Origin of the sequence: Pseudomonas sp. Irchel s3a10 (assembly GCF_900187525.1) — a bacterium.
In the GTDB taxonomy this organism is placed as follows: domain Bacteria; phylum Pseudomonadota; class Gammaproteobacteria; order Pseudomonadales; family Pseudomonadaceae; genus Aquipseudomonas; species Aquipseudomonas koreensis_G.
In genome coordinates this window covers 98,690-122,163 of the sequence record NZ_FYDR01000009.1, presented here as the reverse complement: position 1 = coordinate 122,163, position 23,474 = coordinate 98,690, and the positions used below count along the sequence as shown (strand labels likewise).

Annotated in this window: 23 protein-coding genes; 14 read left to right on the top strand and 9 right to left on the bottom strand. The window is 56.5% G+C overall.

Annotated elements, in window-relative coordinates; all coding sequences use genetic code 11:
• The first annotated feature begins 164 nt into the window (after nt 1-164).
• Complete coding sequence (locus tag CKW11_RS23195) at nt 165-950, top strand: IclR family transcriptional regulator (protein WP_095139543.1); 786 nt, start codon at nt 165-167, stop codon at nt 948-950.
• A 31-nt stretch (nt 951-981) separates the two neighbouring features.
• Here CKW11_RS23195 and CKW11_RS23190 read toward each other — a convergent pair whose 3' ends face one another.
• The 6 genes from CKW11_RS23190 to CKW11_RS23165 form a co-directional block, all read right to left on the bottom strand.
• The gene (locus tag CKW11_RS23190) at nt 982-4,464 is read right to left on the bottom strand and encodes a dermonecrotic toxin domain-containing protein (RefSeq protein WP_095139542.1); all 3,483 of its coding nucleotides are present in this window, start codon (nt 4,462-4,464) and stop codon (nt 982-984) included.
• A gap of 603 nt (nt 4,465-5,067) precedes the next feature.
• On the bottom strand, nt 5,068-5,979 hold the full coding sequence (locus CKW11_RS23185) for an SDR family oxidoreductase (RefSeq protein ID WP_095139541.1): 912 nt from the start codon (nt 5,977-5,979) through the stop codon (nt 5,068-5,070).
• Between the two features lie 221 nt (nt 5,980-6,200).
• The gene (locus CKW11_RS23180; RefSeq protein WP_095139540.1) at nt 6,201-7,103 is read right to left on the bottom strand and encodes an alpha/beta fold hydrolase; all 903 of its coding nucleotides are present in this window, start codon (nt 7,101-7,103) and stop codon (nt 6,201-6,203) included.
• Complete coding sequence (locus CKW11_RS23175; RefSeq protein ID WP_095139539.1) at nt 7,103-7,885, bottom strand: class II aldolase/adducin family protein; 783 nt, start codon at nt 7,883-7,885, stop codon at nt 7,103-7,105. The genes CKW11_RS23180 and CKW11_RS23175 overlap by 1 nt, the downstream gene beginning before the upstream one ends.
• Before the next feature lie 131 nt (nt 7,886-8,016).
• Nucleotides 8,017-8,703 carry an LrgB family protein gene (locus tag CKW11_RS23170; RefSeq protein ID WP_095139538.1) on the bottom strand — a complete coding sequence of 229 codons (687 nt, stop codon included), beginning with the start codon at nt 8,701-8,703 and terminating at the stop codon, nt 8,017-8,019.
• Nucleotides 8,693-9,079 (bottom strand): CidA/LrgA family protein, encoded by a 387-nt coding sequence (locus tag CKW11_RS23165; RefSeq protein ID WP_095139537.1) that lies wholly within the window; start codon nt 9,077-9,079, stop codon nt 8,693-8,695. Before CKW11_RS23165 ends, CKW11_RS23170 begins: the two co-directional genes overlap by 11 nt.
• Nucleotides 9,080-9,173: 94 nt before the next feature.
• Here CKW11_RS23165 and CKW11_RS23160 point away from each other — a divergent pair, with 94 nt between their 5' ends.
• Nucleotides 9,174-10,061 carry a LysR family transcriptional regulator gene (locus CKW11_RS23160; RefSeq protein WP_095139536.1) on the top strand — a complete coding sequence of 296 codons (888 nt, stop codon included), beginning with the start codon at nt 9,174-9,176 and terminating at the stop codon, nt 10,059-10,061.
• On the opposite strand, the gene CKW11_RS23155 is transcribed toward CKW11_RS23160, so the two are convergent.
• Nucleotides 10,051-10,506: a flavodoxin gene (locus CKW11_RS23155; RefSeq protein WP_095139535.1), complete on the bottom strand. Its 456-nt coding sequence runs from the start codon at nt 10,504-10,506 to the stop codon at nt 10,051-10,053. The genes CKW11_RS23160 and CKW11_RS23155 overlap by 11 nt on opposite strands.
• A gap of 153 nt (nt 10,507-10,659) precedes the next feature.
• Between CKW11_RS23155 and CKW11_RS23150 the strand changes: the two genes are divergently transcribed.
• Nucleotides 10,660-11,136 (top strand): PAS domain-containing protein, encoded by a 477-nt coding sequence (locus CKW11_RS23150; protein ID WP_095139534.1) that lies wholly within the window; start codon nt 10,660-10,662, stop codon nt 11,134-11,136.
• Nucleotides 11,137-11,191: 55 nt separating this feature from the next.
• Entirely contained in the window at nt 11,192-11,797 is a 606-nt protein-coding gene (locus tag CKW11_RS23145; protein WP_095139533.1) for a hypothetical protein, read from the top strand.
• 3 nt (nt 11,798-11,800) lie between these two features.
• Here the strand turns inward: CKW11_RS23145 and CKW11_RS23140 are convergent, their stop codons facing one another.
• Nucleotides 11,801-12,760, bottom strand: a complete 960-nt coding sequence (locus CKW11_RS23140; RefSeq protein ID WP_095139532.1) for a MerR family transcriptional regulator — start codon at nt 12,758-12,760, stop codon at nt 11,801-11,803.
• Nucleotides 12,761-12,972: 212 nt separating this feature from the next.
• Here CKW11_RS23140 and CKW11_RS23135 point away from each other — a divergent pair, with 212 nt between their 5' ends.
• The 6 genes from CKW11_RS23135 to CKW11_RS23110 all read left to right on the top strand — a co-directional run bounded on the left by CKW11_RS23135 (nt 12,973) and on the right by CKW11_RS23110 (nt 16,110).
• A complete protein-coding gene (locus tag CKW11_RS23135) occupies nt 12,973-13,542 on the top strand; it encodes an antibiotic biosynthesis monooxygenase (RefSeq protein ID WP_095139531.1) in 570 nt (189 codons plus the stop codon).
• A gap of 179 nt (nt 13,543-13,721) precedes the next feature.
• Nucleotides 13,722-14,432 (top strand): dihydromonapterin reductase, encoded by a 711-nt coding sequence (gene folM, locus CKW11_RS23130; protein ID WP_095139530.1) that lies wholly within the window; start codon nt 13,722-13,724, stop codon nt 14,430-14,432.
• Nucleotides 14,433-14,453: 21 nt separating this feature from the next.
• Nucleotides 14,454-15,014, top strand: a complete 561-nt coding sequence (gene folE / locus CKW11_RS23125) for a GTP cyclohydrolase I FolE (RefSeq protein WP_095139529.1) — start codon at nt 14,454-14,456, stop codon at nt 15,012-15,014.
• Nucleotides 15,015-15,386, top strand: coding sequence for a dihydroneopterin triphosphate 2'-epimerase (gene folX / locus CKW11_RS23120; protein ID WP_041073935.1), 372 nt, complete (start codon nt 15,015-15,017; stop codon nt 15,384-15,386). It abuts the gene before it with no gap.
• Between the two features lie 96 nt (nt 15,387-15,482).
• Nucleotides 15,483-15,779 carry a DUF1244 domain-containing protein gene (locus CKW11_RS23115; RefSeq protein ID WP_003221730.1) on the top strand — a complete coding sequence of 99 codons (297 nt, stop codon included), beginning with the start codon at nt 15,483-15,485 and terminating at the stop codon, nt 15,777-15,779.
• Nucleotides 15,772-16,110, top strand: coding sequence for a HopJ type III effector protein (locus CKW11_RS23110; protein ID WP_095139528.1), 339 nt, complete (start codon nt 15,772-15,774; stop codon nt 16,108-16,110). The genes CKW11_RS23115 and CKW11_RS23110 overlap by 8 nt, the downstream gene beginning before the upstream one ends.
• A 186-nt stretch (nt 16,111-16,296) precedes the next feature.
• On the opposite strand, the gene trxB is transcribed toward CKW11_RS23110, so the two are convergent.
• Nucleotides 16,297-17,259, bottom strand: coding sequence for a thioredoxin-disulfide reductase (gene trxB, locus CKW11_RS23105; RefSeq protein WP_095139527.1), 963 nt, complete (start codon nt 17,257-17,259; stop codon nt 16,297-16,299).
• 311 nt (nt 17,260-17,570) lie between these two features.
• Here trxB and cysZ point away from each other — a divergent pair, with 311 nt between their 5' ends.
• The 4 genes from cysZ (at nt 17,571) to CKW11_RS23075 (ending at nt 23,208) form a co-directional block, all read left to right on the top strand.
• On the top strand, nt 17,571-18,323 hold the full coding sequence (gene cysZ / locus CKW11_RS23095) for a sulfate transporter CysZ (RefSeq protein WP_095139526.1): 753 nt from the start codon (nt 17,571-17,573) through the stop codon (nt 18,321-18,323).
• An 87-nt stretch (nt 18,324-18,410) separates the two neighbouring features.
• Nucleotides 18,411-19,730 (top strand): site-specific integrase, encoded by a 1,320-nt coding sequence (locus tag CKW11_RS23090; protein ID WP_095139525.1) that lies wholly within the window; start codon nt 18,411-18,413, stop codon nt 19,728-19,730.
• A 1,044-nt stretch (nt 19,731-20,774) separates the two neighbouring features.
• Nucleotides 20,775-21,629 carry a phage antirepressor KilAC domain-containing protein gene (locus tag CKW11_RS23080; protein WP_095139524.1) on the top strand — a complete coding sequence of 285 codons (855 nt, stop codon included), beginning with the start codon at nt 20,775-20,777 and terminating at the stop codon, nt 21,627-21,629.
• A gap of 298 nt (nt 21,630-21,927) precedes the next feature.
• Nucleotides 21,928-23,208, top strand: coding sequence for a primase-helicase family protein (locus CKW11_RS23075; protein ID WP_143500083.1), 1,281 nt, complete (start codon nt 21,928-21,930; stop codon nt 23,206-23,208).
• The last annotated feature ends 266 nt before the right edge of the window (nt 23,209-23,474 follow it).

The following is a 23,474-nucleotide window of genomic DNA, read 5'->3' as shown; positions in this document are numbered from 1 at the left end:
GAGCCTCCTGAACAGGGAGTCGGCAGTGGCCCATCGCTCTGGCTCAGAGGTTTGCGCACGCCGGGGTTGTTATTATCGTAATTCGATTACGCATAACGTAATTTGCTCGCTATCCAGCGTCAAGCTATAAAGACGCCCATTCGTTTTCGGATCCCGGCCGCACCATGGAAAAAACCAGCGACAGCAACGGCAAACAGAAAGTCCGCTCCGCCGAGGTCGGCACCGACATCCTCAAGGCGTTGGCCGAGTTATCGCCCTCCACCTCACTGTCGCGTCTGGCCGAGCATGTGCAGATGCCGGCGAGCAAGGTACACCGTTATCTTCAGGCTCTGATCGCCAGTGGTTTTGCCGAGCAGAACGCCGCCACCAACCATTACGGCCTCGGCCGTGAAGCGCTGCGTGTGGGCCTGGCGGCCCTGAACAGTATGGACGTGCTGAAAGTCGCCGCCCTGCCCCTGTCCGAGTTGCGCGATGAACTGAACGAAACCTGTTTTCTGGCGGTGTGGGGCAATCAGGGCGCAACCGTGGTGCACATCGAACCGGCGGTGCGCGCGGTGACGGTGGTGACCCAATTGGGCTCGGTGTTGCCGTTGCTCAGCTCGTCCACCGGGCTGGTGTTCAGCGCCTATCTGCCGCATCGGGAAACCGATGAGTTGCGCGAGCAGGAAATCGCCGTCGCCGGTCACCCACTGGCCGATCAAAATGCCTACAACGGTTTGTGCGAGCAGATCCGCGAGCGCGGTCTGCATCATGTGCACGGGTTGTTGATGCCTGGGGTGGACGCGTTGTCAGCCCCGGTGTTCAACGCAGTCGGGCAGATCGCCGCGGTGCTGACCATCGTCGGCCCGACTTCGCTGTTCCACGCTGATGAAGACGGCCCGGCGGCGCAGCGGTTACTGGCGGCGTCGCGGGCCGTGAGCTGGCGAATGGGGTATGAGCAAGCCGATTGAGTCAGGCGATCTCCAGGCGCCAGCCTGGGGATCAGCGCACGATGGTCTGGCTGATACCGGTTACCCGATCCTTCATCAACTCAGTGAAGAAATCGATCAACTGTTGATCTGCCGCTTTATGACCCGCCGCCTCAGCAACGAATTGCGCCGCCGACCGCGCGTCATCGACCAGACCGAGAAACGATCGTTGAACGTTGGTCACCTGCTTGATCACCTCTGCGCTCGCACCGGCTGTGGCCGCCTGGCCGAGCGTAAATAGTCCGATCAACGCGTCCGCGCCGAATCCCAGAGCCGCCGAATAGTCACCTCGCCGTTGTGCCTGGGCTCCGTCGTAAACACTTTTCATCATCTGCACCGCGACGACCACGGAGCCAATAGGCGGCACGGCGAGACTGATGACATTCGCCACCTTGATCAGGCCATCGTAAAACAGTCCCGCGATAACCTCCTTCAAACTGGTGGTTCGCTCGTCGATATCGCTCAATGCGCGACGCACTCTCCGGTCATGGAACGTGAAGAGGTTGTTCAACTTGGCGCGTTCTTGCGTCTTGACCGGAGGTCGGGTATCCGCGGTTGCCACAAGATCGTCAAAATAGTCATTGATTACTTTTTGATCGACGATCGCAACCCGGTCAAAGTAGTAATCGCGCATCGGTCCATAGCGGAAACGAATGGATGGAATGAACTCGTTGATGGGTCGATAAGCAACGCCATCCGGCGCATCGGGCGTATATAACCAGTCGTGGAACTGGCCGAGAATGTTCATCCGAAGGATATAGACACCCGCAACCGTACGATCCCCCGCCTTGGTCAAGCCTATTTTCCCGATATTGAATTCGTAAAGACCTTCATCACCTTCTGCGGACGAATCATTGATCGGGTAGTGATAGCCATCCTCTTTCAAACTGCCGACAACCCGTTGTAGCGCTACAAAGATTTTAGAGCCAAACCTGCCATCAATGTAGTTGGAGAGCAGATCGTAATGCATCTGACAGCGAACTTTTTTTGCGTGAACGGCGCGCTTGAATGCGTAGTCAGGATGCTTCCCGTCCAGATAGTCGGTATTGAGCATTTCCGTATACCTGTCGCCAGGACGGAATGTTTTCGATAACGAGGACAGATCGCGAATATCCAGTTGATCGATCGACGGATGGCCGTCCGTCAAAAAATATCTCGGGTCATACTTGCTCGGATACGCCGGATTCGCTGCTTCAAACGACAGCCCTTCGATGAGCAGATCCGTTACGCTTTTCTGAAAATCGTCAGTCTGGACAATAATCTGATCCGGATTGATCTCGACACTCTGTCCTCGCGAACGCATCAGACTTTCAAGGTTCTGCTTTACCGCATCATGGGTAAAGCGTTCGAAAGAAGGGAACGCATTATCCCTTGCCTCTACAGTGGAGAGCGCTTTCAGTTCGGTATTCAATCGAGCGTAACGTTTGCGCGGCTCAATTCCGAGGTAGCGGTAAGGCGCAGGCGCAATGGTCTTGTGTAACGCCAGCTCAGATTGAAAAGCGAGATTGACGTCATTGAGCAACGGCGCTGTGCCATTGGGGAAAAGGTCCGAGTATTGAGTATCCAGCTTGTACAGATAATGGGTGGAGTGACGGCTGACACCGCGCAACGATCCGGCATCGTGCAAATAGTCCGGATGAATCAATGACGCCGCGTATTGACGATCAGCGGTCATGGCCGATTCAAACCATTTGTTCAGAGCGAATACATCCGCAAACGTCATGAAAACAGGTTTGCCTGCAGGTGTTATCAGATAAACAAGATAGTTCCGAGTCTCCGGTGCCTGAAAAACCATCGCACCTTTCAAGGCGGGCCCCGGAGTCTGCAGGCTCAGTTTCAATCCGCGGATAGACACCGACGAGTCACCTGCCAACACCCTTTCAATGACCTTCGCTTCGGTTTCACTGAAAACGCCCGAATGGCGCGCAACGAAAAGCGCGAACTCCATATTGCTGCGTAAGTGGTCCCGATACGCCTGTGCAAACTCCGCCGATGGATCAGTTGGAAGACTGGATACGAACTGCGAGCGCAAGTTGATGTTGCTCAACCATCCCTCAAGCGCTGCAGCAGACAGTCTGCTGCCAGACGGCAGCCCGGTGATGCTGATTTCGGCTTTATATCCCTCGTCATGCAGACCGAAGATGATGAATTCCGTCAGGGTCCGGCTATCGATCTGCTCGAGGGTGCGGCCGCCCAGCTGCATCTTGTGGACGCTGCGCACCTGTATCGTCTCGGCATCCAGCTGCTCACCCAACGCGCTCATCGCCCACTCGGAAAAACAACGCAAGACATAATCTTTAAAAGAGAAATACCTGTCGAAAACCACTTGGTAGTCAGAGTGATATTTCTCCATCGAGTGCTCAAGCTCGACGTAACGCTGCTGAAGAGCGTTACCACCGTTGTTCAGCCAGAGTGGCCATTCGGTCCGCTTGAGTTCTGCCTGCACTTGATCGAATCGACGACCGATGTCAGCACGCATCACCGACATTACCTGATTTTCCTGCAATACCCGGCTGAACGCTTGAGTCTGGCCCTTGCGATCGCGCATCAGACTTGCAAGCGTATCGAGTTGTCCCTTCAAGTAAGCGTCGACACAATAGGCAGACACACTTTGCGTGGCTTTGGGGAAAGCAATTTTGCTAGCGGATGCTGATACACGTGTCAGCAACGTTGCGTGCAAGTCGATATTCCTGGCGAAGTATTCGAAGCCGTTGCCAGGCGTGTGAATGACATAGCCGGTGGCTTCATCGATCAGTTTCATTTCCGGATCCGCCCGCATCGCATTATCGAGGACAAACCCCGGAACAAGCGAAGTGCGATAGTCGGATTCAGGACTCACCACAACGTTATAAGCGCCGGCGCCGTTTTCCAGATTCAACAAGTAGCAAAAGCGCGTTGCCATGCCGTGATCCAGAAATCCCGCCATGGTTTTTAAAGAAAGCTCCGCTGTCAGCAAAACGTTATAAGCCTGCTGCAAGGCCTGTTTATTTGTCAGTCCGGTGTTTTCAGTTGTTGCGACCTTTACGGGTGCCGCCCAATATTTGCCTATCTCCGAACGCAGGCTGCTCTCCATGTTTCGCAGCGTATAAGTAATTACCTCTTCAGCCTCGACAATACTGAAATCCCTGACTCTCATCTGTTCGCTAAAGGTGTCGGGCAATTGAAAGACACCGTCCCCGCCGCCGCCCAGATAGTTCGGCACCACATCATTGTCAAGACAATGAAGCAATACCTCAGACAGCTTCCCCGAAGGACGACGTTCAATCTCATTTGATTGATCGGTGATATTTATATAAACATTATCGATATCGATATTCTTCTGCCGCTGCTGCAATTCTTGCTGCAATGCCTGCCGAGCAATCTGCCGAACTGTCGGGATCGCCTCAACAATAGCGAACAAATCATCCTGCGCGGCGGCAGCCTTTACCCACTCAGCCCTCCAGGTTACTTCCGCACCTTCAGAACCTCGCATCAAGCTTTTGTATAACTTATCCATATTCAAGTCCTATCTTTCAATTTCAGTGAACGGAACCCCGCATCACTGCGATAGCGAAAGATAGTTTTATTTTTAACAAACAAGAAGCGCCAGTTCATTTCAACAAATATAGATTACAAGGTATTAACCAAAACAAAAAAACACCTGTGAAACAATGACAAATTCACAGACAAATAATCCGCACAAAAACTTCATAAAAAGTAACTAACTCAGCCATCCAGAATAGACAGCGAAGCGATACATTTCGGACGCGAACACTTTTCGCAGTCCGTGCAGGGTTCACGTGGCGCAATCAAGACTGTTGCACGCCCCGTAACAGTGCATGTCCGGAATCGCTATTTTTCCATTGGGCTCAAGTGCTTATTCTGAGCGGGCTTTCACGGCACCCGCCGCAAAGCGCCAAGCCTTGGCTGCTGAGCAACTCGCGCCATCGCTGACCGATTTCAGATGAGTCGATGCATCGATTGATCGCCCCGGTGTTCACTGACGTTGATTTGTAGCTCCTTGATCCAACGTCTTACCTTGGCCGCTGCGTTTGCAGCGGCCTTTTTTATGGGCGGGATTTATACCGGAGTCACGATCGCTTGCCGGGCATGCCAGACATCACACCGAATACTTCTGCAAATTCGCCATCATTTCCTTTAGCGCTTCAATGTTGTCCTTGGGATGCGCCGCGCCTTCGAAATCGCAGATCTGCTGCCAGTGCGCCGCGACATCTTCCGGGGAGAAACCGCTGCGCGGATCGAAGCCGGCGCCGAGGCTGCGTTCCCAGCGCACCTTGCCCATCCAGCCGCCGCCGACTTCAAACAGGCCGGACGTTTCCTGGCACTGTTCACTGGCCAGGTACACCACCAGTGGGCTGACCAGTTCCGGTTTCAGCTGTTCGAACACCTGCGGCGGGATCAGGCCTTCGGTCATGCGCGTGCCGCCGGTAGGCGCGATGGCATTGACCAGAATATTGTTCTTGCGACCTTCGATGGCCAGGGTACGGGTCAAGCCGTAAAGACCGAGTTTGGCCATGCCGTAGTTGGACTGACCGAAGTTGCCGTAGATGCCCGAGGTCGATGCCGTGAAGATCACCCGGCCGTAGTTTTGCTCACGCAAGTGCGGCCACGCGGCGCGGGTCACTTTGTAGGCGCCCTCGACGTGAACGCGATAGACCAGATCCCAGTCGGCGTCGTCCATCTTGTGAAAGGTCTTGTCGCGCAGAATCCCGGCGTTGTTCACCACCACGTCGACACGGCCAAAGGCGTCGAGGGCGTTCTGTACCAGTTTGTCGCCGTCGGTGACCGAGTCATGGTTAGCCTCGGCGATGCCGCCCGCTTCACGAATTTCCGCCACCACACGATCGGCGGCGGAGGCGTTGGCACCTTCGCCCTGGGTCGAGCCGCCGAGGTCGTTGACCAGCACTCTGGCGCCGTGCCGGGCGAACAGCAGAGCATGCGCCCGCCCCAGACCACCACCGGCGCCGGTGACGATCACGACTTTATCTTCGAAACGTACGGACTCATTCATCGCAGGAACTCCAGCAGGCCTGAGGGACAGTAATCCCGAGTGTCAGGCACGCGGCTTTGGGTCACAACGAATACGGCTGAGGCTGAATGGTGCGCGATAAGGGTGGGGGATGATGAGGACGTCAAAAGATCAAAAGATCAAAAGATCAAAAGATCGCAGCCTGCGGCAGCTCCTACATTAATTTGTGCAGGAGCTGCCGCAGGCTGCGATCTTTTGATCTCTCAGGAACACGCCACCTTGCGCGGCGGCAACTCCAGACGTTCACGAAACGCCAGGTAATGCTTGAGCACCTGCACCGGCGCTTCGATCTGCGGATAGTGGCCGATGCCCGGCAACATCACGGTGTCGGCATCGGCAATCAGCTCGCGATAACGCTGAACCATGTGCGCACCGGAGACCGGGTCGACTTCACCATCGATCACCCGCAACGGCACTTCACTGCGCTGCATGGCCGCTAGCCAACGGTTGCGCTGCACACGGCGCTCGGGGATGTAGCCGATCAGTTTGTGCAGGATACGCGGGCCGCGATGGGTCTCGATCAGGCTCCAGAAATCGTCCAGTTCACTTTCGCTGGGACCGGTCTGCGGGCCAAAGATCTGCCGGAAACTTTTCACCAGTGCATCACGGGTGAACGCCCGGCCGATCATCCAGCCCAGCGGGCTGAGCAGCAGCTTTTGCATCAGCACCGGGCGATGGGTTTCGGGGAACAGTCCGCCATTGAGAAAGACACAACTGGCGACCTCGATGCGCTGTTCGTAATGCCGGGCGAGCAGTTCCTGGGCAACGCTGTCGCCGTAATCGTGGGCCAGCACATGCACCGCTTGCTCGATCTGAAGATGGGCCAGCAGCGCCTGTTGCAGGTCGGCCTGCTCCAGCAGGCTGTAGCGGTGATTCAGCGGTTTGGCCGAGTCACCGAAACCGAGCATGTCACAAGCGATCACCCGATAACGCTGGGCCAGTGGCTGCCACAGGTAGTGCCAGTCCCAACTGGCTGTCGGGAAACCGTGGATCAACAGCAGCGGCTCACCCTGCCCCGCCGTCCAGTAGCGGATCGACTGCCCACGAAAGACAAACGTCCGGCTGCGTTTACGCCAGACACACAGAGGAATCTCGGCAAGAGGCATCAGAGTTTATATCCGGGGTCTTGTTTATCGAGTTTGCGCAGCAACGCCGGCCAGGCCAGCGCGCCGCCCATGCCTTGAGCACTTTTGGTGACGCCGGCGATCATCGCCTTGGCGCCCGCCAGGATCTGCGGTTCGATGGCAATCAGTTCAGCACCGCCGGTTTGCGCCATGACCTGAATGTCGCAGGCGCGCTGGAAGGTGAACATCATCAGAAAGGTGTCAGCGATGGTGCCGCCGCAGGTCAGCAACCCGTGGTTGTGCAGCATCAGGAAATTATTGTCGCCCAGGTCGGCCTGCAAGCGCGCCTTCTCTTCGTGATTCAGCGCCACGCCTTCGTAGCCGTGATAGGCCAGGCTCGACAACACAAACAGCGACTGCTGGCTGATCGGCAACACGCCCTGCTTTTGCGCCGACACCGCTACGCCGGATGCGGTGTGGGTATGCAGCACGCAAACCACATCGTGCCGCACTTCGTGCACGGCGCTATGGATGGTGTAACCGGCGGGATTGATGTCGTAGGGGCTGTCCATGAGCTTGTTGCCGGCCTGATCGACTTTCACCAGGCTGGATGCCGTGATCTCATGGAACATCAACCCGAACGGGTTGATCAGGAAGTCTTCGGTGCCCGGCACCTTGGCGGAAATATGGGTGAAGATCAGGTCGTCCCAGCCATGCAACGCCACCAGTCGATAACAGGCGGCGAGATCGACCCGGGTCTGCCACTCCGCAGCACTGACCTGGTCTTTGACATCAAGGGACAATTGGACGGGGGCTACGCTCACTGTATGCACCTCTGCGTTCTTATTGTTCTGCACGTACGAGCAGTCTAGTCAGGCGCAGAGGATCGCGTAGTTGCATTGCCAGCCAGCTTGATGACTGAGCGGGTCAGCCAGGCAAACTCCTTGGATCCATGTCAAAGCCACGACGCCAACAAAGGTGCGGCGAACAGATTGAGCAGCCCGGTCAGCACCATCACCAACCCCGCCACCGAGCCTTCCTCACCGCCGACTTCATGCGCCCGACTGACGCCTGCACCGTGCGCGCCAACCCCGAACAAAGCACCGCGCGCCAGGGCACTGCGCAACGGTAACCACTTGAGCAATACGCCGCCGAGCATCGCGCCGAACACACCAGTGAACATCACGAACACGGCAGTCAGTTCCGGCACGCCACCGAGATCCTGCGCCAGTGGCATGGCGAACGGCGTGGTGATCGAACGCGGCACCAGCGACATCGTCACCGAGCTATCCAGCGCCAGCGCCCTGGCCAGGCCGAACGACGTAGCGATCGACGCCGCGCTGCCGGCGAGCATGCCCAGCAGCAGCGCCGACCAGTGCCGCACCAACAGACGCCGCTGCTGCCAGATCGGCACGGCGAAGGCCACCGTCACCGGCCCGAGCACCAGCATCAGCCAGTGCGTGTTGCTGGCGTATTCGGCATAGGCGGTGTGCAGCGGCACCGCGAGCGCCAGCAGCAGCGCCGGCACCAGAATCAGCGGCGACAGCAAGTAACGCCCGGTGCGCCGGTAAATCCAGCGACTGAACAGGTACGCCAACAGGGTGAAGGCGAGCCAGAACATCGGCATCAGCTCAAGCTTCATGGGACCGCCTCAGGCGCACGGCCAGCTCCACGGTGAAGGCTGTCACCAGCATCACCATCAGGGTGCTGGCGCCGATCACCAGCAAAATCCGCCAGCCGTCATCACGCAACAGCGCGCCGTAGTCGAGCAGACTCATCAGCGCCGGAATAAAGAACAGCAGCATCTCGGCCATCAACAATCCGGCCCCCAGTTGCAGCGCCGCCGGTTTGACCCAGCCAAACGCGAATGCCAGCAGCAACAGGGCCATGCCGATCACGCCGCCGGGAATCGGCCAGGCCAGCCACGCGGCAATCTGGCAGCCAAGCAGGTAGAGACCGAGCAACACGGCCAGTTCGACACCGAGACGGGAAAGATACTTGAGGAATGCGGTGTTCATGATGGGCTCCTTACAGGGGCTTATTTTACGAAGCGGCCTGCCATCCCAGAAGCGAATTGTTAGACTCGACACTATTCCAAAACGGAATCGAATCATGGAATTCAAACAGCTGCGCAGTTTTGTCGAAGTCATGCATCAGGGCGGATTCACCCAGGCAGCGAAAACCCTGCACATCAGTCAGTCGGCGGTGAGCAAACAAGTCGCGCAACTGGAGCAGAGCCTCGGCACGCCGTTGCTCGAACGACTGGGCTCGCAACTGCGCCTGACTGACGCGGGCAGCGTGGTGCTGCAACGCGCCGAGGGCATGCTGCGTTTGCGCAACGAGTTGCTCAGCGAACTGGATGATCTGAGCCAACTGGCACGCGGCGAATTGCGCCTCGGTCTGCCGCTGCTCGGCAGTGATGCGCTGTTCGCCGGGTTGTTCGCCGAATATCGCCGGCGCTATCCGAACATCAGTATTCAATTGCTTGAGGGTGGCAGCCGTAATGTCGAGCAGGCGGTGCTCAGCGGCGAACTGGAGTTGGGTGGCAGCCTGTTGTCGAAAGATCCACAGTTCGATTTTCAGCCGTTCTGCGATGAAAAACTCGATGCGTTGCTGCCGGTGGATCACTCATTGGCAGCACGTGGGGAGATTGGCCTGGAGGAGCTGGCCGACACGCCGTTCCTGTTGTATCAGCGCAGCTTCGTGCTCAATGACCGTTTACTGCAGGCCTGCCAGCAATTGGGCTTTACCCCGAAAGAAGGCGGGCGCAGTGGGCAAGCGGATTTTCTTGTGGCGCTGGTAGCCGCCGGGCAAGGCGTGGTGTTGCTGCCCAGCGTGGTGGCCCGGGCACTGGAGCGTCCGGGCGTGGTGCGCCTGACCTTGCGCGCGCCAGAGTATCTGCGCTGGGACATCGCGTTCATCTGGCGCCGGGGTGCCTATCTGTCGAAAGCCGCCCAGGCCTGGCTGGCCTTGCTGCGCGAACGCGCGATCAGCCCTTGAGGGTGGCGATCAGTTGCGCCAGCCATGGCTCGGCGTCGGTTTCCGGGGTCACACTTTCGCTGGCGTCCAGACGCAGCATCTCCTGCACTTCACGCACGCCCAGCTCGGCGAACAACTCACGCATCAGCTCGCCACCGCCGCAGAACGTATCGCCGTAACTGGCATCACCCAAGCCGATCACCGCACCCGGCAAACCGCGCCACGCGGCTGGCAACTGATCGCGAATCATCGAATACAACGGCTGCAGGTTATCCGGCAGTTCGCCCATGCCGGTGGTCGAGGTCACCGCGAGGAACGCTTCAGGACCGAACGCCTGAATGTCCGCCAGGCTGGCGCGCGAGTTGTGGAAGGTTTCAAAACCGGCGTCTTTCAGCAGGTTCTGCGCGTGACGGGCGACTTCTTCGGCCGTGCCGTAAACCGAGCCGGAGAGGATGGCGACTTTCATCAATCTGATCCTGAAGCTGAAAAAAAGAGCGGCGATAGTAGCAGTCCAGACAGAGAAGTTGCGACCAGCTCTCAATGGGCACTGATGGCCTATAGACAGCGCCGGCTGATCTTCTAGAATGCGAGCCATCGACAATGCTGAAAGGATTCACAGATGATCAATGCCAGTCTGCTGCAAATGGTGATCAACGCGTCGAACGACGGAATCGTCGTCGCTGAGAAGGAAGGCGAGCAGGACAACATCCTGATCTATGTGAACCCGGCCTTCGAACGTCTGACCGGTTACAGCAGCGAAGAAATTCTTTATCAGGACTGCCGCTTTCTGCAATCCGGTGACCGTGATCAGGCAAGCCTGGAAAGGATTCGCGAAGTGCTGCGCAACGGTGGCGCGTGTCGCGAAACATTGCGCAACTATCGCAAGGACGGCACGCCTTTCTGGAATGAACTGTCGCTATCGACGGTAAAAAACGCCGATGACGGCCAAACCTATTTCGTTGGCGTGCAGAAAGACGTCACGGTTCAGGTCAAGGCGCAGCAACGCGTAATTCAGCTGGAGGCCGAGGTTGCAGCACTGCAAGCAGAGCTGAAAGCGTTGAAAGCGACGAACGGCGCAAACAAATCTGCGAACTAAGTGTCATTAACTACAATCACCAATGACTTTGTAACTATATCTTTCGAGCCAGACCATGCAACGCGACGCCCTCCTGACCCAGGATGAGCTGGATTTCATCCAGACCATGCAGCACAACCCGCAGCTCAATGTGCGGGATGCGACGTCGAGCCTGCTGGTCAATGGTGGCTCGCAGATCCGTGACCTGCTCACGCGCCTGGCGGCTCACGAGCAAGTGACCATCCAGGCCAACTTCGAAAATCAGCAAATGACATTCCCGCTGCATCTGGTGGAAGACGAATTCCACGCGTTGCACCTGCGTCTGGGCGTGCCGAGCATTTACGAAGACGGGCCGATGATTCGCCCATGGCGCCTGACCCTCGAAGAGCCGGTCGCGCTGGAAAACGCCAAAGGGCAGCCAGGCATGATGTGGGTGCACGAGGTGTCGCACAAAGGCGTGCTGCTGGAAATGCGCAACAAGACCAAACCGCCCAAGCATTTCGCCCTGTGGTTCAGCCCTTCAGGTTATGAGCGGATCTCCCTGCGCGGCAATTTCGAGCGCGAAACCGAGCACGGTTTTTACGCCTACGAGCTGAGCCAGACCGATGCCGAAGAAACCGAACGCCTGCGCCAGTTCATCCTGCAACAACACCGTCTGACCCACCCCGCTCTGCACACCTGATATTCAGGTATCCAGCGTACCCGCGAGAAATTGCGTCATGCGCTGACGCATCGTCGCCCCTTCATTGCCCAGACAACCGATCGACGATCCAGCCAGACTGTCCTGTGCCAGATCGGCAGCGTCGCCGGCGAGCATCACCTGACAGTCAAGACTCAAGGCCAGACGATTCAGACGGCGCGGCAAATCGGCGGTGGGGGCGTGATTGGAAAACAGCACCAGCGCCTGCGGCTTGATCCGCTCGCACACCAGCGCCAGTTCATCGAATGGCTGACCGGTGGTCAGCACCCGCACGCCCGCATCATTGCCGCTGAGAAACAACGCGGCAACCAGTAGCTCGAGTTCACGACACTGGCCGGCGAGCGCGCTGACAATCACTTTGCGCGGCTGGGTGCCGCGCAGCGCGACGATGCGCTGCAGCACCCGCGCCCGCAGGAACCCGTCGAAAAACAGCCACTCGCTGGTCTGCCCGAAAGCATCCTGGCGTTGCAGCATCTGCAGCCACAACGGCATGAGGATGTCCTGGAACACCACCGGCAACGCGTATGAAGAGAAAATCTGGTTGTAGACCTGATCCAGAGCACGGTCATCGAACGCGCTGATCGCGGCCTGCACCTGTTGCTGCCACTGCGCGTAATCAGCCTGCACCAGATCATCAGGAATGATATGAGCCAGCACTTTCAGCGGCTCGGTCTTGGCGAGAATCTTGCCGACCTTGCTCACGGCTACGCCGCGATCGATCCAGTCGACGATGCTGCGTACACGCTCGATTTCGGTCATCGAATACAACCGGTGCCCGCTTTCGGTGCGCGTCGGCTGAATCAAACCGTAGCGGCGCTCCCATGCACGCAACGTTACCGGGTTGACGCCGGTCAGCCGCGACACCTCCCGAATAGGGAACAACTCTTCGCGCTCAAGCGCGACAGAGGCCTGCGAGGCAGGGTTAGCGTCCTTGATAACAGCCATGGTGCAGGTTTGTCCGCTCGTTGGATTTGGATCCCATTCTACATCCGATGCCCTCTGTCGGTTCAACCCAATAAACAGAGACGAAAGTCTCTGAAACTGTCATCAAAATCGGGAATAATCCTTGCTTGTTGAAAAGCGCAGGCCCCTACCCCGGCTTGCGCAATGCGAAACCTCCTACCCGGAGCGCCGCACTCGAAATATGGAGATACACAATGTCTACTTCCCCCGTCACGCTAATGGTGGCGCGTCGCGTCGCCGATGGCCGCTATCAGGACCTGATTGCCTGGCTGCGCGAAGGCGAACAACTGGCCACTGACTTTCCCGGTTACCTGGGTTCCGGCGTGCTCGCTCCGCCACCCGGTGACAACGAATTCCAGATCATTTTCCGCTTCGTCGACGAGCAGACCCTGCACGCCTGGGAGCACTCGGTCTCGCGTACGGCGTGGCTGGCGCGGGGCAGCGATCTGTTCGAGCATCCCAAGGAGCATCGGGTCAGCGGCATCGAAGGCTGGTTCGGCGCTGCCGGTCAACGGCCTCCACGCTGGAAACAGGCCGTGGCGATCTGGCTGGCGTTCTTCCCGGTGTCGCTGCTGTTCAACTTTGTCCTCGGGCCGCTGCTCGGCGAGATGAGCCTGCTGCCGCGGGTATTGATCAGCACGGCGTGCCTGACGCCGTTGATGGTGTATTTCTTTATTCCGTTGTCGACGCGGTTGCTGGCGGGTTGGCTGAACAATGTTCCAGCACCTCGACTGCCTGTTGAACCGGTGTCTCAAAACCGTTGAGAGCCCATGTGTGAGCGGGCTTGCTCGCGAAAGCGTCGTGTCAGTTGATGCATCCGCGCCTGTCACAGCGCTTTCGCGAGCAAGCCCGGCTCCCACAAAAGCACAACACCGGTCTTGCGATAGGTGGGCAACCCGCGTCGCTGTTATAGTTTTTGCTCCAACCGCGACGCGAGCCGTTCATGTCCATATCCTCCGCCCCGATCCTCATCACCGGTGCCGGCCAGCGTGTCGGTCTGCACTGCGCGCAGCGTTTGCTTGAAGACGGCCATCGGGTCATCTTCACTTACCGCAGCGAACGTCCCGGCGTGCAAACCCTGCGGGATCTGGGCGCGATCGGGATTTTCGCGGACTTCTCCAGCGAAGCCGCCATCCTTGCCTTCATCGATGAACTGAAAACCCATACCGACCGCCTGCGCGCCATCGTCCACAACGCCTCCGAATGGCTGGCGGAAACTCCGGGCAATGAAGCCGAGGCCTTCTCGCGCATGCTCAACGTGCACATGCTCGCGCCATACCTGATCAACCTGCACTGCGCCGACCTGCTCAAGCGCTCGACCCCGGCCGACATCATCCACATCAGCGACGACGTCACGCGCAAGGGCAGCAGCAAACACATCGGTTATTGTGCCAGCAAGGCCGGGCTCGACAGCCTGACCCTGTCCTTCGCCGCGCGCTATGCGCCGGCAATCAAGGTCAACGGCATCGCGCCGGCCCTGCTATTGTTCAATCCCGACGACGACGCGGCGTACCGTGCCAAGGCGCTGGCCAAATCCGCGCTGGGCATCGAGCCCGGCAGCGAAGTGATCTACCAGAGCCTGCGCTATCTGCTCGACAACCCCTATGTCACCGGCACGACCCTGACCGTCAACGGCGGACGGCACGTCAAATAAGCTGCTGCGCGAGGATCACCCATGAGCCGTTCCCTGCCCGAGAATTACCGCGAGATCCTCATCGGCCTCGGCGAAGACCCCGACCGCGAAGGCTTGCTCGACACCCCGGTGCGCGCGGCCAAGGCCATGCAATACCTGTGTCACGGCTACGAGCAGAGTGTCGATCAGATCGTCAATGGCGCGCTGTTTGCCTCCGACAGCGACGAGATGATCATCGTCGCCGACATCGAGCTGTACTCGTTGTGCGAACATCACCTGCTGCCCTTCATCGGCAAGGCCCATGTGGCTTATATTCCGACAGGCAAGGTGCTGGGGCTGTCGAAGATCGCGCGACTGGTGGACATGTTCGCCCGGCGCCTGCAGATTCAGGAGAACCTCACCCGGCAGATTGCCGATGCGGTGCAACAGGTCACCGATGCCGCCGGCGTCGCGGTGGTCATCGAGGCCCGGCACATGTGCATGATGATGCGCGGTGTCGAGAAACAGAATTCGACCATGAACACCTCGGTCATGCTCGGCGCCTTTCGCGACTCGAGCAACACCCGTCAGGAGTTCCTGCAATTGATTGGACGGAGCAAGTAAATGTCACAACTTCAACCGGGAATGGCGCGCATCCGGGTCAAGGATCTGCGCCTGCGCACCTTTATCGGGATCAACGAGGACGAGATCCTCAACAAGCAGGATGTGCTGATCAACCTGACCATCCAGTACGCCGCGCAGGAAGCGGTGCGCGACAACGACATCGATCACGCGCTGAACTACCGCACCATCACCAAGGCGATCATCGCCCATGTCGAGGGCAACCGTTTTGCGCTGCTCGAACGCCTGACCCAGGAACTGCTGGATCTGGTGATGAGCAATACCGCCGTGCTGTACGCCGAAGTCGAAGTCGACAAGCCGCATGCACTGCGATTTGCCGAGTCGGTGTCAATCACGCTTGCAGCGAGCCGCTAGCTTCAAGCTTCAAGCGGCAAGCTGTAAACTTCGTATCAACGCCACCCATCTTGCAGCTTGAAGCTCGTCGCTTGAAGCTGTCTCGCAGAGACTCCCATGACCGAGCAACAACGCCTCGAACTCGAAGCCGCCGCCTTCCGCCGACTGGTCGCCCACCTGGACAGCCGCAAGGACGTGCAGAACATCGACCTGATGAACCTTGCCGGGTTCTGCCGCAACTGCCTGTCCAAGTGGTACAAGGCTGCCGCCGATGAACAGCAGATCGAGGTCAGCCTCGACGATGCCCGTGAAGTGGTTTACGGCATGCCTTATGCCGAATGGAAAGCCCAATACCAGCAAGAAGCCAGCGCCGAACAACAGGCGGCGTTCGCCAAAGGAAAACCCAATGAGTGATCTGAACACCCTGCGCGCCAGCCTCAAGAGCGGCGACCACGTTTTTGCCGACACCCTGGCCTTCATCGCCGCCGGTTATGACTACCAGCCGCAAGCGTTCAACAACGGTGGCGTGGAGAACGCTGCCGGGCAGAACGAAGGTTCGTGCAAGACCCTGGGTCTGGCACTGCTGGAAGGCTTGAGCGATGAAGAAGCGCTGCTGGCATTCGGCGAGCATTATCGCTCGGTGGTGGCGACGCCTGAAGGCAGCGACCACGGCAATATCCGCGCGCTGATCAAGCACGGTCTGGCGGGTGTGAAGTTCGAAGCACAGCCGCTGACCCGCCGCTGATTCTCATAGACAACGCCATCCCCTGTGGGAGCGGGCTTGCTCGCGAAGGCGTCAGGTCAGGCGACTTTTCTTTGTCTGACACACTGCTTTCGCGAGCAAGCCCGTTCCCACAGGGGTGAGGCGATGCAGCGGAAAATGCAGGCATAAAAAAACCGGCCAGAGGGCCGGTTTTTTTGTGTCTGCGATTTAGAACGAAACGTTCTGCAGACCGTCCAGATAACGCTCGGTGTCCAGTGCCGCCATGCAGCCGGCGCCGGCCGAGGTAATGGCCTGACGGTAAACGTGATCAGCTACGTCGCCTGCAGCGAAGATACCTTCGACGCTGGTGGCAGTGGCGTTGCCGTCACGGCCGCCCTGCACAACCAGGTAACCGTCCTTCAGGGTCAACTGGCCTTCGAACAGCGAAGTGTTCGGGGTGTGGCCGATGGCGATGAACACGCCGTCGACTTTGATCTCGTCGAAGCTGCCGTCGTTGTTCTTCAGACGCGCACCGGTCACGCCCATGTTGTCGCCCAGCACTTCGTCGAGGTTGGCGTTCAACTTGAGGATGATCTTGCCTTCGGCCACGCGGGCGTTGAGCTTGTCGATCAGGATCTTCTCGGCGCGGAAGGTTTCGCGACGGTGGATCAGGGTCACGGTGCTGGCGATGTTGGCCAGGTACAGCGCCTCTTCAACAGCGGTGTTGCCGCCACCGACCACAGCCACTGGCTTGTTGCGGTAGAAGAAACCGTCGCAGGTCGCGCAGGCGGAAACGCCTTTGCCCATGAACGCTTCTTCCGACGGCAGGCCCAGGTAGCGAGCGCTGGCACCGGTGGCGATGATCAGGGCGTCACAGGTATAGGTCGCACTGTCACCGGTCAGGGTGTACGGCTTGGCGGCGAAGTCCACGGCATTGATGTGATCGAAAACGATCTCGGTTTCAAAACGCTCGGCGTGCTCGCGCATCCGCTCCATCAGCGCCGGACCGGTCAGACCGTGCACGTCGCCCGGCCAGTTGTCGACTTCGGTGGTGGTGGTCAATTGACCGCCAGCCTGCATGCCGGTGATCAGCAGTGGCTTGAGGTTGGCACGGGCGGCATAGACCGCAGCACTGTAACCGGCAGGGCCGGAACCGAGAATAATCACTCGCGAATGACGGACTTCAGACATGACCTGCTCCTGTTGACCGGGCCGAAACACTGGCGCGGAACGCCGGACTGCCGGCGGGAATAAAAAAGGACTGTGGATAACCTTGGGGAAGGCATGAGCTCGACAGTCCTGTAAAAAGTTGGGTGCAGCGTATCGAGGGGGGCAAGATTAAGGAAATACGGATTAACAATCCAGCTCATAGGTGGTCTCTATACGCAGACTCCGACCAGATCGACGTCTTTGTTACAGTGAATGTCGATCGCTCTACCGCGCTTTCGCACGTGATGCAAAGCCGGTAAGGTCGGCGCGTTTTCCCTTGCTCGGAGCACCTTATGCCCGCCCCTGTTCTGTCCGGCCCGCAATACCTGCGCGAAGGCCTCAAACTGGTTCTCAGCCCCGGCCTGCGTCTGTTCGTGTTACTGCCGCTGGCGATCAACCTGGTACTGTTCGTCGGATTGATCTACCTGGCCGGCCATCAGTTCAGCCTGTGGGTCGACAGCCTGATGCCGTCGCTGCCCGACTGGTTGAGTTTTCTCAGCTACATCCTCTGGCCGCTGTTCGTGGTGCTGGTGGCGCTGATGGTGTTCTTCACCTTCACGATGCTCGCCAACGTGATCGCTGCGCCGTTCAACGGCTTCCTCGCGGAAAAAGTCGAAGTGGTGGTTCGCGGCACCGACGACTTTCCAGCCTTCAGCTGGGGCGAACTGATCGCAATGGTCCCGCGCACCCTCGCCCGGGAAATGCGCAAACTGGGCTACTTCCTGCCGCGGGCGATCGGCCTGTTCATCCTCTCGTTCATCCCGGTGGTGAACATCGTCGCCGCCCCGCTGTGGCTGCTGTTCGGCGTGTGGATGATGGCGATCCAGTACATCGACTACCCGGCGGACAACCACAAGCTGGGCTGGAACGAAATGCTCGCCTGGCTGCGGCAGAAGCGCTGGCAGAGCATGAGTTTCGGCGGCATCGTCTATCTGGTGCTGCTGATCCCGGTGGTCAACATCCTGATGATGCCGGCGGCAGTGGCCGGGGCGACCCTGTTCTGGGTACGCGAGCGCGGGGCCGAGAATCTGGTGACGCAACGCTGAGGCGGTGATGACTGACAGAAAGACCCCATTTGCTGATCACGTTTGAACTGCCCTTTCCCAGCCAACTGATACACAAGGCTGGTACACATGGCACTCATTGCACAACCATTCCGGCACCCCGACTCGGGCATCTACTACCTCCGACGCAGGGTGCCGGATGATCTAAGGAACATCATCGGCAAGACCGAGATTCGGCGTTCGCTGAACACTCGAAACCACCATGAAGCGAAGGCTGCGTTTGCCGTTGCGTATGCGAATTCCGAACGACTATTCAATGATGCCCGCCAAGGGCTCTGTATCGAACACCATCAGCCGGAGATGCTAGCGAAGCCCCTGCCTGCCTCTTATCTGCCAGCACGTATAGAAGCCTCTATAAAGCTTTCAGAAGCGCTTGCTCGCTACGTCCAATCAATCTCCATGTCGGGCAGGTCGGAGTACGTTTCTCGCCGTCATGCTGTCGACTACAGCCGTGCTGTCAATCGGTACATCACTGACATGAGCGACATGCCCATTGCGGCGATCCTGCCTTCAGATATCCATAAGTTCGCTACCAACCTGATCCAGCCTTCGGATCCGGAGGTTAGGCCGCTAGCAACCTCATCTACGCGACTACTATTGGCAAGGCTGTCATCAGTGCTGACGTTTGCGGTGGACTCTGGCTTGATTGAAACAAATCCCGTCAGTACATCACGAATTCACAAGCGTCTAGGATCAGGTAAACCGAAACGCCGCTTGGACGATAACCGGGGATACAGCTGGAACGAACTGGTCACACTGTTCAGTCATGCCGAGTTTCAGCGGCTTAGAACTGCCGAAGGTCGTCCGGGCAACGCAGTGTTCTGGATACCCTTAATAGCCGCGTATACGGGTGGCCGACGTGAAGAACTGGCTCAGCTGTACGTTGAAGACATACACCAGCACGAAGGAAACTCATGGTTCATTCGCATCATCGACGACCACCCCGACAAATCCGTAAAAACAGATAGCAGTCGAAGGGAAATTCCTGTCCATCCTGACTTGATAGCCATGGGCTTGTTATCGCTCGTACAAGGACGCGTGCCTGGAACGAGGGTTTTCCCACAACTAATCAAAGTCTCCGATGGCTTTGCAGGAATCGTCTCCAAATCATGGCGTCCGATTACTCAGCTCTGCGGCGTGTATCAACCGGGTCGCCATCCCCTGCACGCCTTTCGACACAGTTTCAAAACACTGGCTAGAGAACACGGCATACCCAAAGAGGTCAGTGACTGGATCACCGGGCATGCTTCAGAGCACATTGGTGACAGCTATGGCACCAACCCGCTGTCACGAATGGCCTCGGAGATACAGAAGCTCCCTAGCCTTGCGAAAGCGGCTGGTCTGCTTCCAGAGGAACAGGAGGGGGGCATAAATGAAAGCGGAAATTGACGGCTTATCTACCGCACATCGACTGGGTTACGCAGACCATCCCCCCAATCAAAGTGTCTTGATCGGTACAAGTTAAAGCTGGGTATAGCTGTCCTCCCCAAGAAAGCGTTCCACCGTTTCCGCCATATGCACATCGACGATTTGCGGGGCGCCGGAGTGCAGGACTCGCCGACCAAGCGGATAGCCGGACACGAAGATGGGGCGGTTATGTACAGTATCTATGGCAGCCGCAGCCCGCTGAAGGCGAGGGTCTACGCTACATCAAGATCACTCAACTGAACTGACTTCGACCTACTTAGGTACAACGCCAAAGACTACCGGGTAGCCGCAAGACGAGGCGGCTTATACAGAACTAGCCGCCTCACATAGATGTATTTCAATGATGTGCCTGTATGTTCAGCCATTCTGAACAATTGAAAAACAGCGAGACATGCAACTTCAATTAACTTTCCGACAAAAGTGTGTAACTTCACCAAATTGACTTCTCAAACAAAGTGAGACACATCGCTTAAATTGACTTTTAGCAAAATCGAGGTACATATTGGTTAAATTTATTTTTAGCTATTTGTGTGTCATATTATTGACCAGCCAAAATAAATCCTTAAGATGGCGCCACATTAGCTGGTAGCGATCAAACAGGCTTAATGAGCAGCTTATCCATAGCACGCCCCTGCAATGCAATACGAAGTCAAATAGGCAACAACGCACTTCACATACAGCCGCTTCCATACCAAACGTAAAGCTACAGCTTTACACAAAAGCAAAAGCAACATACAGACACTGTAAACCCCAGCACACCATTTCTCACCTACTCAAATGACGCCACATGAAAAAACCAATACCTTAAAAGCCATCAACAGCAACCAGCTGCCGCCAAACTAATACATACGCACCGAAAAAAACATTAACTACTAGCAGGTCAAGCCATGCCATAGATCTAGAATAAAACGTTATACGAAGGCTTTCACGGCCTTATTGAATTCAGTAAACAGTACACTTTCATACCTCACCATATACGCTCATAGTTAAAGCCAAGGGGTATCCATGCTCAAAAATCAAGCACAAAATAGAGACAACATGTACAAATCAAACATCTACAAACAAGCAACGACACAATTCATGAACAAATCTATTGTAATCAATAGCCGCAAACCCTCTTTAAAGGAACAGGTAATCCCAGAGCAAGAACAGCAGACCAAGGTCTTAACCATGAGCAGTCGTGAGCTTTCATTGTTAGCAGGAATCCCACACGATAAAGTAATGATGGATATCTGCGAGATGCTAGATGATCAAGGGCTTGACGCCTCCGACTACATGGCGACTGTCAAAGTTGAGAATGATGAATTATCTTTCAACTTGCCGAAAGAGGAAGTACTCACCCTACTTGGCGGCTATGGAATTTCAGTACGAGCCAAGGTCGATGGTCGCTGGAATGAGCTGGAATCTCAAATTGAGGGGCCAGCCCGTAAACCCCCTACATCACTTGCTGAAGCTTTGAAACTAGCTGTGGAGCTGGAAATTAAAAGGTTGGCATTGACTAATTTGGTGAAAACATTGGAGGAGGAACGTTCAAGCCTCTCAGAAAAGGTAGAATTTTACGACGATATCGCTAATACCAGCGAGCTATTCAACACAGGAGTGATTGCCAAGTCCTTAGATACGGGAAAGATCAAGCTCATCAATTACCTATATAAACATAAAATCTTGATGGGCGCCGGAAACAAGCGAAACCTGCCATATCAAAAGCATTTGGATGCGGGTCGACTTAAAGTAAAGTGGATCACTGGAACAGATCGTCGAACAGGGGAGCGATATATCAAGCCCGTCCCGCTGTTCACTGGTAAAGGAATTATCTGGATTCATGAGTTCATCGAGCAAAAAGGGCGTTTGGGTTTATAAAGCGGTCAGTACTTTTAGAGGTTGGTTGGTGATATTGCACTGCTCGTTCAGTCTACTCATTGCAACAAGCTAACAAGATAGCCTTCAGCGACAAATGCTGAGCTCGGCAACACCTTAACACGGAACATCATATTGTTGCTCTAGCCAATAAGTCGATGACCAGAGACGGGTTTCGTGTTGTTTGGAAAAAGGCAGAGAGTCCAGTCGACGTACCGCCGATCGAGTTCAGTCATTCTGATTTACGGGAACTTTCCAACTCGCGGAGAGACAATCATTTGAACATTTAAAAGAAACACACATGTCCACTACTGCAAGCCCACTAATTAACCAAAACATTACCGCAATTCGTGCCGTGCAGGATCGATTTGTTATTGTGCCGTCTACAGATAGCCGCCCAAGATTCCGCGATCTGTTAAACATGGGGGTCGCCCCACAAGGCAACTCCATGATGATAGTCCAGGCTTACCGAGATGCTGGTGGAACTGAAGATATTACAGGGGATAGCCTGCTCAACAAGTTGCCTATTGTTTTCTCTGAAACCTTCCGTCCTGGTGAATACCGTCGAATCATGGCGTACGGGGGCAACAGGCTCTTGAACATGTGGACCGGCCCGGATATCCGGGCGAGTGGCAAGGTAGTATCTACAAGCGATGCAAGGCCCTTCATTGAGTTCCTACAACGCCTCTTTCCGATTCCCGAAGAGCGGTACTACTTCCGGGATTGGCTGGCCCATACCGTCCGGCAACCTGACAAGCGTATCAACGCAACAGTCTTACTGCGTTCAGAACATGGTGTGGGCAAGGGTTTCCTAGCTGAAACGCTTCTACCGGGCCTCTTGGGAAAATCAAGCGTAGGGACAGTGGCTCTAGGAGACGTCGTCGGTCAATTTAATGATGCCTTAGTTGGCAAGACACTCATTGTGATTGACGAGGTCTACAAGAACCCCGAGTCGACAGTTAACACCCTGAAATCAATACAGGGGAACAAGACGATTACGCTGCGACGCAAACATATCCCCGACACCACAGTGGATAACTTTATTAACTTCATCATAACGAGCAATGACCATTTCCCATTGCCGCTGGAGCAGGAGGATCGCCGCTTCTGGGTGCCTGCTTTCATCACGCACAAGGAGTCGAAGACAGAAACCATGTTGTTCATCAACACTATTCTCAAACCTTGGCTATTGGAGCAAGGCGGGATGCAGATTGTGCGGGACTTACTAGAGACGGTGGATCTGTCTGAGTTCCATCCGTGGGGTGATCCACCGATGACCGCCAGCAAACGGGAAATGATCGGTTACTGCCCCAAGGATAGGCTAGCCGAGTTCGTTGCTAATTACATTGAAGAACATCTGGTTGTGAAAGCCTTGGACATCGAAGCCCAATACCACACAGCGACTGGGGAAGTCTTGGGCAACCGTGCCGTAGCTGTGAAGTTGTCCGAACTCGGGTGCAAGGCGAAACGAACTACCTATGGGAGGATGTGGATCACTCCCAAGGGTTTGGTAGGCGATCTATCGGAGTCATCCCCGCCCACCGAGTTGCGAAGAGCCTACTCAAGCACAAGGAGGCAATGACGGGTATGACGGGATCATGTCGGGTTGTAAAATAACCCGTCATAGCTGTACGCCTCACACAGCAAGGGCTGTGGCGATGTCATGACGGGTATGACGGGTTGACGCTGCTTTCTTATAGTAAGGGAATCATCTAGCTGCATGAATGAACACGCATAACGCAAGATATAATGGACAAGCACCCCGAGTCCGCCCACCTAGAAATGAAGCACACCTATATAATATAGTGGAGTCTACGCCACAGCAGAATAATTTGTGCCCGAGGCACG